The organism is Streptomyces sp. NPDC054813, from assembly GCF_053611365.1.
This window is the reverse complement of record NZ_JBSHAF010000005.1, coordinates 12,596-24,380: the sequence shown is the minus strand read 5'-3', so window position 1 is coordinate 24,380 and position 11,785 is coordinate 12,596. Positions and strand designations below refer to the sequence as shown.

The 11,785-nt window shown below is 71.2% G+C and carries 11 protein-coding genes; 8 read left to right on the top strand and 3 right to left on the bottom strand.

The features are described from left to right. Nucleotides 1-11 precede the first annotated feature (11 nt). The 3 genes from fabG to ACWGJB_RS10970 all read left to right on the top strand — a co-directional run bounded on the left by fabG (nucleotide 12) and on the right by ACWGJB_RS10970 (nucleotide 2,035). Entirely contained in the window at nucleotides 12-731 is a 720-nt protein-coding gene (gene fabG / locus ACWGJB_RS10980) for a 3-oxoacyl-[acyl-carrier-protein] reductase (RefSeq protein ID WP_453379894.1), read from the top strand. Between the two features lie 5 nt (nucleotides 732-736). Next, a complete protein-coding gene (gene fabI / locus ACWGJB_RS10975) occupies nucleotides 737-1,504 on the top strand; it encodes an enoyl-ACP reductase FabI (RefSeq protein ID WP_453379893.1) in 768 nt (255 codons plus the stop codon). A 180-nt stretch (nucleotides 1,505-1,684) separates the two neighbouring features. Then, a complete protein-coding gene (locus tag ACWGJB_RS10970; protein WP_453379892.1) occupies nucleotides 1,685-2,035 on the top strand; it encodes a hypothetical protein in 351 nt (116 codons plus the stop codon). On the opposite strand, the gene ACWGJB_RS10965 is transcribed toward ACWGJB_RS10970, so the two are convergent. Continuing rightward, the gene (locus ACWGJB_RS10965; RefSeq protein WP_453379891.1) at nucleotides 2,013-2,705 is read right to left on the bottom strand and encodes a FadR/GntR family transcriptional regulator; all 693 of its coding nucleotides are present in this window, start codon (nucleotides 2,703-2,705) and stop codon (nucleotides 2,013-2,015) included. The two genes, ACWGJB_RS10970 and ACWGJB_RS10965, sit on opposite strands and share 23 nt — an antisense overlap. A 92-nt stretch (nucleotides 2,706-2,797) precedes the next feature. Between ACWGJB_RS10965 and ACWGJB_RS10960 the strand changes: the two genes are divergently transcribed. The 4 genes from ACWGJB_RS10960 to ACWGJB_RS10945 all read left to right on the top strand — a co-directional run bounded on the left by ACWGJB_RS10960 (nucleotide 2,798) and on the right by ACWGJB_RS10945 (nucleotide 5,327). Next, nucleotides 2,798-4,099, top strand: coding sequence for a CynX/NimT family MFS transporter (locus ACWGJB_RS10960; RefSeq protein ID WP_453379890.1), 1,302 nt, complete (start codon nucleotides 2,798-2,800; stop codon nucleotides 4,097-4,099). A gap of 138 nt (nucleotides 4,100-4,237) precedes the next feature. Beyond that, nucleotides 4,238-4,354, top strand: coding sequence for an SGM_5486 family transporter-associated protein (locus ACWGJB_RS10955; protein WP_089107830.1), 117 nt, complete (start codon nucleotides 4,238-4,240; stop codon nucleotides 4,352-4,354). Nucleotides 4,355-4,522: 168 nt separating this feature from the next. After that, nucleotides 4,523-4,729 carry a hypothetical protein gene (locus ACWGJB_RS10950; protein ID WP_453379889.1) on the top strand — a complete coding sequence of 69 codons (207 nt, stop codon included), beginning with the start codon at nucleotides 4,523-4,525 and terminating at the stop codon, nucleotides 4,727-4,729. 79 nt (nucleotides 4,730-4,808) lie between these two features. Then, nucleotides 4,809-5,327, top strand: a complete 519-nt coding sequence (locus ACWGJB_RS10945) for a SixA phosphatase family protein (RefSeq protein WP_453379888.1) — start codon at nucleotides 4,809-4,811, stop codon at nucleotides 5,325-5,327. Between the two features lie 106 nt (nucleotides 5,328-5,433). On the opposite strand, the gene serB is transcribed toward ACWGJB_RS10945, so the two are convergent. Beyond that, nucleotides 5,434-6,642 (bottom strand): phosphoserine phosphatase SerB, encoded by a 1,209-nt coding sequence (gene serB / locus ACWGJB_RS10940; protein WP_453379887.1) that lies wholly within the window; start codon nucleotides 6,640-6,642, stop codon nucleotides 5,434-5,436. Nucleotides 6,643-6,890: 248 nt separating this feature from the next. Next, nucleotides 6,891-8,957: a streptophobe family protein gene (locus ACWGJB_RS10935; protein WP_453379886.1), complete on the bottom strand. Its 2,067-nt coding sequence runs from the start codon at nucleotides 8,955-8,957 to the stop codon at nucleotides 6,891-6,893. A gap of 232 nt (nucleotides 8,958-9,189) precedes the next feature. Between ACWGJB_RS10935 and ACWGJB_RS10930 the strand changes: the two genes are divergently transcribed. Beyond that, entirely contained in the window at nucleotides 9,190-11,721 is a 2,532-nt protein-coding gene (locus tag ACWGJB_RS10930; protein WP_453379885.1) for an FHA domain-containing protein, read from the top strand. Nucleotides 11,722-11,785 lie beyond the last annotated feature (64 nt).

Sequence of the window (11,785 nt, the reverse complement as noted above, 5' to 3'; positions counted from 1 at the left end):
AGGGTGATCCGTTGAGCCGCTCGGTTCTCGTCACTGGAGGCAACCGGGGCATCGGCCTCGCCATCGCCCGCGCATTCGCCGACAACGGCGACAAGGTTGCCATCACATACCGCTCGGGTGAGCCGCCCGCCGTCCTCAAGGAACTGGGCTGCCTCGCCGTCAAGTGCGACATCACCGACACCGAGCAGGTGGAGCAGGCCTACAAGGAGATCGAGGACGCCCACGGCCCGGTCGAGGTCCTGATCGCCAACGCCGGCATCACCAAGGACACGCTTCTGATGCGTATGTCCGAGGAGGACTTCACCTCGGTCGTCGACACCAACCTCACCGGCACCTTCCGCGTGGTCAAGCGCGCCAACCGCGGCATGCTGCGCGCCAAGAAGGGCCGTGTCGTCCTCATCTCGTCGGTCGTCGGCCTCTACGGTGGTCCCGGTCAGGCCAACTACGCGGCCTCCAAGGCCGCCCTGGTCGGCTTCGCGCGGTCCCTCGCCCGTGAGCTGGGTTCGCGCAACATCACCTTCAACGTCGTCGCGCCCGGCTTCGTCGACACCGACATGACCAAGGTGCTCAGCGACGAGCAGCGCGCCACCATCGTGTCGCAGGTGCCGCTCGGCCGGTACGCGGAGCCCGAGGAGGTCGCCGCGACGGTGCGGTTCCTCGCCTCGGACGACGCCTCGTACATCACTGGAGCCGTCATCCCCGTTGACGGCGGACTGGGAATGGGTCACTGATCACCATGAGTGGAATCCTCGAGGGCAAGCGCATCCTGATCACGGGTGTGCTGATGGAGTCCTCCATCGCCTTCCACGCGGCCAAGCTGGCCCAGGAGCAGGGCGCCGAGATCATCCTCACCGCGTTCCCGCGGCCCACGCTGACCGAGCGCATCGCCAAGAAGCTCCCCAAGCCCACCAAGGTCATCGAGCTGGACGTCACCAACGACGAGCACCTCGGGCGGCTGGCCGACCTCGTCGGCGAGGAGCTGGGCGGGCTCGACGGCGTCGTGCACTCCATCGGCTTCGCCCCCCAGGACGCGCTCGGCGGCAACTTCCTCAACACGCCCTTCGAGTCCGTCGCGACCGCCATGCACGTCTCGGCGTACTCCCTGAAGTCGCTGACCATGGCCTGCCTGCCGCTGATGCAGAACGGCGGCTCGGTCGTCGGCCTCACCTTCGACGCCCAGTACGCCTGGCCGCAGTACGACTGGATGGGCCCGGCCAAGGCCGCCCTGGAGGCCACCAGCCGCTACATCGCGCGCGACCTGGGCAAGCAGAACATCCGCTGCAACCTCATCTCCGCCGGCCCGATCGGCTCCATGGCCGCCAAGTCCATCCCGGGCTTCAGCGACCTGGCCGCCGTCTGGGACCACCGCTCCCCGCTGGAGTGGGACCTCAAGGACCCCGAGCCGGCCGGCAAGGGCATCGTGGCCCTGCTGAGCGACTGGTTCCCGAAGACCACCGGCGAGATCGTCCACGTGGACGGCGGTCTGCACGCCATCGGCGCCTGACCCGCACGGACACCCTCCGCACGGACATTCCGGGGCCCGCATCCCACAAGGGGTGCGGGCCTCACCCGTTCGGCCCACCGGCCGGGCCGCCGCCACCCGGGCGGCGCACCCTGGGACTACGCGCCGGATTACGCGTTCACCGCGCGATTCCCTCCCCAGCCCGGCCGAGGAGGTCCCCTTGTGCGCATGTCCCGCAGCCTGGCCCCAGTGACCGTGGCCCTCGCGCTCGTGCTGGCCCTGCCGTACGACGCCGTGTCCCACGCGCGCGTGGGAGGCGGGCACCGGCCGGCCCCGCAACTGTTCGGCGCATCGTGCCGGACGACCGTCCGCGGCTCTCATGTGGTGGCCTACTGCCACAACCCCTACGTGGACACCGACCGGGTACGGCTGCACATCGAGTGCGCCGAGTGGTGGGACATCGACACCGACGGCTCCCCGGCCGACACCGGGCCCGCGCTGACCGTACGGCTCACCGGCCGCTGCTGGCAGGACGTCCGCTCGGTGTGGATCAGTCACCAGAAGGTGAGCTGAACCTGCCCGGCCGGCACAGGTACGGGTAGCTGGCCGCCTCCTTGGCGGCCGCGTCCGCGTCGCCCGCACGGATCGCGTCGACCAGGCGGGCATGGTCCATGTACGTCTCCGGTGTCAGCTCGGCGCCGACGTCCGCGCGCAGCCAGTCCCGCAGCACCTCGCCCAGGTCGGCGTACATCGCCGTCATCACGTCGTTGTGCGAGGCGGCCACCACGGCCAGGTGGAAGGTCGCGTCCGCCGTCACGAAGGCCTCCGCCTCGCCCGACTCCCAGGCCTGCTCGCGGTGGGCCAGAATCGCGTCGAGCTGCCTGAGGTCCTTCTCCGTGCGCCGGCCCGCGGCCAACCGGGCCGCCGAGGACTCCAGCGTGGAGCGCAGCTCGGCGATGTGCCGGGGATCGGCCCCGGCGAACCGGCGGTGCATCACGCCGGCCAGCTCACTGGTCGCCACGACGTAGGTGCCGGAGCCCTGCCGGATGTCCAGCAGGCCGTTGTGCGCCAGCGCGCGGACGGCCTCCCGGACGGTGTTGCGGGCCACCCCGAGCTGCTCGACCAGTTCCGGCTCGGTGGGGATGCGCGAGCCGACCGGCCATTCGCCGGAGGCGATCTGGTTCCGCAGCTCGGCGATGACCTGCTCGGACAGCGCCGAGCGGCGCGGGTGGCTCAGAGGCATGACACACCTTCGCACGCGAGGGCCGGGCAGCAGCGGCGGGGTCAGCCGTGGTCCGCCGCCCGGGGCTGGACAACCAATCATCCCATGATTCTATGATGGGCGTCATGGGAGCCGAGGAAACCACCACGACGACATCGACGACAGCACGTCCGACGGAACCCGGCCGGGGCCCGGTGAACGGCACGCGCGCGTGGACGACACGGCTCTTCGTGGTCGGCATCCTGCTGGCCGCCGTCAACCTCCGGCCCGCCATCACCAGCCTCGGCGCGCTCCTGGAGGAGGTCCGCGACGGGCTCGGTATGAGCGGCAGCGTGGCCGGACTGCTCACCTCCGTGCCGCCGCTCTGCTTCGCCGTCTTCGGCGTCATGGCCCCCCGCCTGGCCCGCCGCTTCGGGCCGCCGGCGGTGGTCTGCGCCGGCATGGTCGCCATCACGGCCGGCCTGCTGATACGCCCCTACGTCGGCGGTACGGCCGGTTTCCTGGCCGGCAGCGCGCTCGCGCTGATGGGTATCGCCGTCAGCAACGTGCTGATGCCGGTCATCGTCAAGCGCTGGTTCCCCGACCGGGTCGGATCCATGACCGGCCTGTACTCGATGGCACTCGCCGCCGGCACCTCGATCGCCGCCGCGGTGACCGTGCCCCTGACCGACGCGCTGGGCGGCGGCTGGCAGTCCGGGCTCGCCGTGTGGGCGGGGCCGGCGGCGGCCGCGGTGCTGCCCTGGCTTCCGCTGGTCCGGGACCGGGGACCGGCACCGGGGCCCGTGGCCGAGGCACGCGCGCGTGCGGACCGGCAGCCGCCCGCCGCCCTGCGGATCACCCGCAGCCGTACCGCCTGGGCGCTCGCCGTGTTCTTCGGACTCCAGGCCACCGCCGCCTACATCACCATGGGCTGGATGGCGCAGATCTTCCGGGACGCGGGCGTGCCCGCGGGCACCGCCGGACTGCTGCTGGCCGTCACCATGGTGATGGGCGTACCGCTGGCCTTCGTCATCCCGCGCGTGGCCACCCGGCTGCCGCACCAGGGTCCGATCGTGATCGCGCTCGGCGTCTGCGGCCTCGCCGGATACGCCGGCCTGTGGGCCGCGCCGGCCGGCGGCGCGTGGGCCTGGGCCCTGCTGCTCGGAGTCTCCAACTGCGCTTTCCCGCTGGCCCTCACCATGGTCGGGATGCGGTCCCGGACCGGCGCGGGCGTCGTGCAGCTCTCCGCCTTCGCCCAGAGCGTCGGCTACCTCATCTCCATCCCGGGCCCGCTGCTGGTGGGCGTGCTCTACCAGCACAGCGGCGGCTGGGGCCTGCCGATCGCCCTCATGGCCGGCCTGATGATTCCGCAGATGGCCGTCGGTGTCCTGGCGGGCCGCGACCGCACGGTCGAGGACGAGGCGGCGGCCGCCTGACACCGACGCGGGGCGTGCGGGCACCGTCGGCCGCCCCGTCGGCGCCCCGGCGGGGCGATCCGGCCCCGTCGACGCCCCGGCGGCGTGTCGGACCACCCCGCCCGATCCGTCCCCTGTGCGGGGTGCCAGACTGGTCGCATGCCAGTGCTCGACCCGAACCCCCAGAACGGTCAGAAGAAGATGCTGATCGTCTTCGGCTCGTTCTTCGCCATCTTCATCGTCATCGCCGTCATCGCGACCCTCGCGTCACCCTGACCACCGCCCCGGCGGCCGGTGGTGGGGCTAGCACCACCATCCCCTAGGGGGTGAGGGTCAGGGTGAAGTGGGTGGATCACCGGATGGGTCGGCGGCCGCGGATTCCGTAATTTCGAGTTGTGGCCGCGAGGGGCGGTCACCGAAGCCCGGAGACCAGCGGAGGCGATCATGCCGGCCCCTACGCACACCCTGCCCCACCCCGCTACCCCGGGCAGCGTCGACGTCCGGCTGCCCTGGTGGGCCCTCGCCCTGCCCGCGCTCGCCTTCGTCGCCCTGCTGGTGCTGATACTGAACCCGGCGGACGCTCACGCGACCACGGGTGAGCCGGCCGTCACCCATCTCGTCGAGCGGGTCCAGCAGATCGTCACGCGTTAGCCCCACCGCCTCCGGACCGGGTGAAGCCGCATGTCAACTCCCTGCGCCCGATGGCCTGTTTCATGCGAAGCTGGGTGACATGAGCGTCGCAGAATCCCGCAGGATCGTCTTCTTCCGCCATGCGAAAGCCGACTGGCCACAGGTGACCGACCACGAGCGACCGCTCGCTGACCGGGGCCGGATGGAAGCCGCCGTCGCCGGACGCAAGCTGGCGGACAGCGGCATCACCTTCGACCTGGCCCTGTGCTCCACTTCCGTGCGCACCCGGGAGACCTGGAAGCTTGCCGTCCATGAGCTCGCGCACCGGCCGAAAACAGTCTACGAGGAGCGGGTGTACGAGGCCTCTCCGGGCGAGCTGATCGCCGTGCTCAACGAGGTGCCCGACGACGCGCAGGACGTTATCCTCATCGGCCACAACCCCGGCGTGCACGGCGTGACCGAGATTCTGACCGGCAGCTCCGAGGGCGACGCCCGCGACCGGATGAACAGCCGGGGCTTTCCGGCCGCCGCCTTCGCCGTCGTGACCTTCGAGGGCACCTGGAAGAGCCTGGAACCTGGTGTGACCACGCTCGTGGACTACTGGGCCCCCACCGACTGAGACGACTGGCACCAGCGTACGGCCACCGCTCTCCGGCACGGGACGGCACGGGGCCCGGCACCGGTCTCCTCGGTGCCGGGCCCCTGCGACAGGACCGCCGGGCGGTTCAGCTCTCGTCGTGGGTGTCCGCCGCCTCGACCTCTTCACGGGTGACGCCCAGCAGATACAGCACCGTGTCCAGGAAGGGGAAGTTCACCGCCGTGTGCGCGGCCTTGCGGACCACCGGCTTGGCGTTGAAGGCGACACCGAGACCGGCCGCGTTCAGCATGTCCAGGTCGTTGGCGCCGTCACCGATGGCCACCGTCTGCGACAGCGGTACGCCCGCCTCGGCAGCGAACCGGCGCAGCAGCCGTGCCTTGCCCGCACGGTCCACGATCTCGCCGGTCACCCGGCCGGTCAGCTTGCCGTCGACGATCTCCAGCGTGTTGGCCTGGGCGAAGTCCAGCCCGAGCCGCTCCTGCAGATCGTCGGTGACCTGGGTGAAACCGCCCGAGACGACGCCGACCTGGTAGCCGAGCCGCTTCAGCGTGCGGATCAGGGTCCGGGCGCCCGGCGTCAGCCGCACCTCGGCGCGCACCTTCTGCACGACCGACTCGTCCAGCCCCTTCAGCAGCGCCACGCGCGCGTGCAGCGACTGCTCGAAGTCCAGCTCCCCGCGCATCGCGGCCGCCGTCACCTCGGCGACCTGGTCCTCGCAGCCGGCGTGCGCGGCGAAGAGCTCGATCACCTCGTCCTGGATGAGCGTCGAGTCCACGTCCATGACCACCAGACGCTGGGCCCGCCGGTGCAGGCCGGCCGCGACGACCGCGATATCCACGCCGAGTTCCGCCGCGTCCGCGACCAGGGCGGTGCGCAGTGCCTCGGTCCCCACGCCGGACACCGCGAACTCCACCGCCGTCACCGGGTACTTGGCGAGCCGGAAGATACGGTCGATGTTGCCGCCCGCCTTGGCGATCCGGGCGGCGATGGCGGCCGTCGACTCGGCGGTCAGGGGGTGACCCAGGACGGTGACCAGGGAACGGCCCAGGCCGCGCGGGCGGTTGTCGCCGTGGCCGGAGATGATCTCCGCCTGCATCTTCATCGATTCGGCCCAGCTGTGCACGGTCGCCCTGAGGTCGCCCTCGAGCCCTGCCGCGGGCGGGGTCACGAGCGCGCACAGCACCAGCCGGCCTCGCGTGACGACCTGCTCGATGTCGACCACGTCGACCATGTACGCGGCAAGGGTGTCGAAGAGGCCGGCCGTGATGCCCGGCCTGTCCTTGCCGAAGATCTTGACGAGGAGAGTGGGGACCTCGGAGGTCTGAGGATCGCTCATGGTGTAACCACCGTAACCGGCACGCAGTGCCTGCGGCGCAGGTGGTCCGCCTGACGGACACGGAACAATAAGTGTCGGATCGGTGTCGGAGGCCTTGCTTCCACACTACGGGCGAACGTGCGGCGATGTCGGCGACCGGGAGCGGCATACTCCCGGCCCGCGCCTTCACGCACAGTTCAGGGCCGCTCCACGCGCGGTCCGGACGCCATTGGCGACATCGCCGAGCCTCGCCTCGGCGGTGAGCAGCCTCACCGATGGGGCCGCCTGGGCGGCGGCGGGGGAGGCGGAGGAGGAGGGGGAGGCGGGGGAGGCGGGCCCGTGTCCGGACCGTCCGGCCGCCGCCCCGCTGGTCCGCGCCGCGGAGAGCGGGGCGGCGGGTCGACCGGCCGGGCCATGGTGGGAGCGCCGTACACATCACCGGCACCGGACGGTACGTCAGGGGGGTCGCCGCCGCCCTCGCGCGACGACCCCTCCGACGACCGCGGACCGCCGACAGCCCGGCCGTCCGCCGCCGGCGGTGCGTCACCCCGTCCGCCCGCAGGCCCGAAGCCCCGCGACTCCCGCGGCGCGTCGGGCCGGGGTGGCCGTGCGTCGTATGGCCCCCGGGTCTGGGACTCCCGCGGCGCGTCGGGCCACGATGCCTGTCCGGCTGGCGGTCCCGGGCGTTGCCGTTCCCCCGGCCTCTCGGGCCAGGGCTCCCGGTCGTCGCCCCCTGGCTCCCGTAGTTCGGTCGGTACCCGGAGGTAGGGATTGGTGTGCGGATTCGGGGGGCGGTACGGAGTCGTCGGTGCGTAGGGTCCCTCCGTCCCGCCGCTCCCGGGGTGTCCCGGAGCCCCGGGCCCCACCGGGCCGCGGCCCGCGTCACCCCGTGCCGGCCGCGCCGTGCGGGTGCCGGCGGCGCCGGTTGCCCATGCCAGCAGCGCGCCCGCCGCCCCCGCCGCCGCACCCCACGCCGCGCCGAGGAGCAGGGCCATGCCCAGCTGCCCGTGCAGCTGGATGCCGGCGCCGAAGGCGTCGAAGCCCAGCACCGACAGGGAGGCATCCACGGACAGGTCCGCCAGCCAGGCCAGCAGCGGCAGCGTGAGCGCGGTCGCGATGCCCAGCCGCACCGCGCACCGTCCGGCGAAACCGAGCGCGCCGGGACGCGAGCCCCGCAGCGTCTCCGCCTCACCGGCTGCGGCACCAGCACCAGCCCCACGGCCGGTCACCGGCGTCCGTACCGCCGTGAACACTCCGGCCAGCAGCATCAGCAGGGCCGCGGCGATGCCCAGCAGCCATACCCGTCCGTCCAGGTCGGCCAGGTGGCCCAGGGTCACCGACTGGTCGGACGGTGAGTTCAGGAGGTCGTCCAGGGGGTGCGGCAGGAACATGGTGAGGATGCCCGTCGCCCTGCCGTCGAAGGGAACGAAGAGGCCGATCGGGATGCCGAGCCAGACGCCGTTCGGGGCGCCGAGCAGCGCCGCGCCCATGATCCGGGCCGGGTGCGGGTCGCCGACCGCCGCGAAGGCCGCCGCCGCCCAGCCCGCCGTGACCGCCACCAGCAGGACCGTCACCAGCGCCGAGACCGCCGGCCGTACCACCCGGTGTACCGCTTCCCAGCCGCGTGGCAGCGGAGTGCGGCGTGAGGCCAGCAGGGCGATCAGCAGGATCCCGACCGACCAGCCGAGACCGCCGAGCAGGGTCGCCGCCGTGTCCACGCTGAAGCCGACCGCCGCGTTCGCGTGCACGAGGTCGCCGAGGCGGTCCGGCAGCAGCCCGCCGACATCCCCGATGCCGGGGATCTTGAGACCGCCTCCTCCGCCGCCGGTACCCGGCAGCTTGTCCAGCCCCAGCGCACCGCCGTCGATGGTCACGACCGAGTGCCCGGCCCAGGCCAGTCCGCCCAGCATCGCCACGAAGAGCCCCACCACCGAGCCCGCGCGGGCCAGCAGTTCGGCCGGTGCGATCACAACTCCGGCCGTGCGCAGGGACCGTAAGAAGAACCAGGACAGGAGCAGGGCTCCCACCAGGCTCACACCCAATGGCGTGATCTCGACGGCCGTGGTGGCCTGTGCCCCTTTCAGGCCGAATGCAGACAGATCTCCGTTCGGCGTGACCGAACCACCTGCCCCGAGTGCCACAACCGCCGCTGTCATCGGGCCCAGTGAGCCCGCCGCGTCGGCCCGCAGCAGATGCAGACCCAGCGCCGCGGTACCCGCCATGCCGATCAACGCCCAGCTCACCGCGGCGATCGCGGACAGCAGGATGTCGCCCCACGGCAGCCGCGCGCCGTGCCTCGTGTTCTCGACTCCCGTGCCGGACGTGCCAGAACCCATGGCCGACCCCCCGATCCGCGGACGCGCCGGGCCGCTCCGCCGCGCTTGTCCCCCTCGCGTGGATTACCACTCTCCGGCCCGGTTTCAACCCCGTCAACGGAAAGAGTTGAAGCGCTCGTAGGAGGCCTCCACAAGGCCCGACTTTCGGTCAGAGGGCCGAGCCTGAAATAGTTCCCGACGATGTTCGACATCCCTAGACTCCCTGTGATGGGGGTAACTCGGGGGACTACTCATGGGGCTTGGAGTGCCGGAACTCGTACTGGAATCAGACGGACGCACCTGGACGCTCGACCCGTCCAGGTCATACACCCTCGGACGCGATCCGCAGGGGGACCTCGTGTTCGACGACGCCAGGGTCTCCTGGCGGCACGCCACGATCAGCTTCGACGGCCGCAGTTGGGTCATCGCGGACCACGGCAGTACCAACGGCACCTTCGTGCAGAGCCAGCGGGTCCAGCGGACCGAGATCGGCCCGGGCTCGGCCGTACACCTGGGCAACGCGAACGACGGACCGCGGCTGAGCCTGTCCGGCACCGCGGCCGCCGCGGCCCGGCCCCAGCCTCAGCAGCAGCCGTACGCGGCGCAGGGCGCGGGCGGCGCGGGCTGGTCCCAGCCGCCGGCTCCGCAGCCATCGGCTCCGCAACAGGACTGGCAGCAGGCCTCGTCGGCGATCCCGCAGCAGCAGGGCGCCCCGGCCATGGCCTCCGGTGGTGGCGCGGGGGCGCCGCCGGTCTACGGCGACCGCAGCCCGACCACGTTCCACCAGTTCTCCATCGGCCGCGTGATGCGCATCGGCCGTGCCCTGGAGAACGAGCTGGTCGTCTCCGACCTGCAGGTCTCGCGCCACCACGCGGAGTTCCACTCCACGCCGGACGGCCGCATGGAGATCCGCGACCTGGGCTCGCACAACGGCACGTACGTCAACGGTGTCGCGATCGCCAAGGGCGGCACCGCGCTGCTCGACGCGAACGACATCGTCGGCGTCGGCCACTCCACCTTCCGGATCGTCGGCGACCGGCTGGAGGAGTTCGTCGACACCGGCGAAGTCTCCTTCTCCGCACGGCACTTGACCGTCACGGTCGACGGCGGCAAGCAGATCCTCAAGGACGTCTCCTTCGGTGTCCCGGAGAAGTCCGTGATCGCGGTCATCGGCCCCTCGGGGTCCGGCAAGTCGACCCTGCTCAAGGCGCTCACCGGCTACCGCCCGGCCAATGAGGGCGAGGTGCTGTACGACAACCGCAACCTCTACAAGCAGTTCGCCGAGCTGCGCCAGCGCATCGGTCTGGTCCCGCAGGACGACATCCTGCACAAGGAGCTGACCGTCAAGAAGGCCCTCAAGTACGCGGCCAAGCTGCGCTTCCCGGCCGACACCACCGGGCAGGAGCGCGACGACCGCATCGACGAGGTGCTGCGCGAGCTGAAGCTCGACATCCACAAGGACAAGAAGGTCACGTCCCTCTCAGGCGGCCAGCGCAAGCGGGTCTCGGTGGCCCTGGAGCTGCTCACCAAGCCGTCGTTGATCTTCCTCGACGAGCCCACCTCGGGTCTCGACCCGGGGATGGACCGCGATGTCATGCAGCTGCTGCGCGGCCTCGCCGACGACGGCCGTACGGTCCTCGTCGTCACCCACTCGGTGGCCGAGCTGGCGCTGTGCGACAAGCTCCTGGTGATGGCGCCGGGCGGTGCGGTCGCCTACTTCGGTCCGCCCGAGGAGGCGCTGAACTTCTTCGGCTACGACACCTGGGCCGATGTCTTCTCCGCCTTCGAGAACTACCGTGACTACGACTGGGCGGGCCGCTGGAAGGGCTCGCAGCACTACCAGATGTACGCCGCGGACATCGACGCGATCGCCCCGCAGTCCGTACAGATCCCCGCGATGCAGGCGATGCGGCCGAAGAAGCCGCAGAGCTGGGGGTCGCAGCTGCTGACCCTGGTGCGGCGATACGTGTCGGTCATCGCCTCCGACAAGGGCTTCCTGGCGCTGACGGTGATCCTGCCGGCGGTGCTCGGCGCGGTCAGCCTGCTGATCGACAGCGACAAGGGTCTGCTGGTCAACCCGGTGAGCTCGAAGACCGGGGTGCCGGTCCCGAACGGCACGGCGACCACGGTCCTGCTGATCCTCGCCGTCGGCGCCTGTTTCGCGGGCGCCGCGAACTCCGTGCGCGAGCTGATCAAGGAACGGGTCATCTACGAGCGGGAGCGGGCGACCGGTCTGTCCCGGTCGGCATATCTGATGTCCAAGGTGGTCGTGCTCGGTGTGATCACCGTGCTGCAGGGCCTGATGGTCGGCCTGATCGGCTTCTCCAGCCGTGAGATCCCCGACGAGGGCGTGGTCCTCGGCCACTCCACCCTCTTCGAGCTCTGTATCCCGATCATGGGGCTCGGCTTCACCTCGATGATGTTCGGCCTGGTCATCTCCTCGTTGGTGAAGACGTCCGAGAAGACCATGCCGCTGCTGGTGATGTTCGCGATCATCCAGGTCGTGTTCACCGGCTGCCTGTTCAACCTGAACGGAGCGGTCGGCGTCAACCAGGTCTCGTACCTGATGCCGTCCCGCTGGGCGGTGGGTGCCGACGGCGCCACGCTGGACTTCAACAACATCGCGCCCAACACCGACGACCCGACCAGCACGGACCCGCTGTGGAACCACACCGCCGGGGCCTGGACCATGGACATGGCCGCGCTGATCGTCCTCGGGGTGATCTGCGGCTTCCTGGTGGCCCGCTTCCTGCGCCGCCACGAGCCCGAGGTCATGCGCAAGTAGTCGCCCGTACGACGCCGAAGGGCGGCACCCCGCAGTGGGGTGCCGCCCTTCGGCGCGTGCGTGA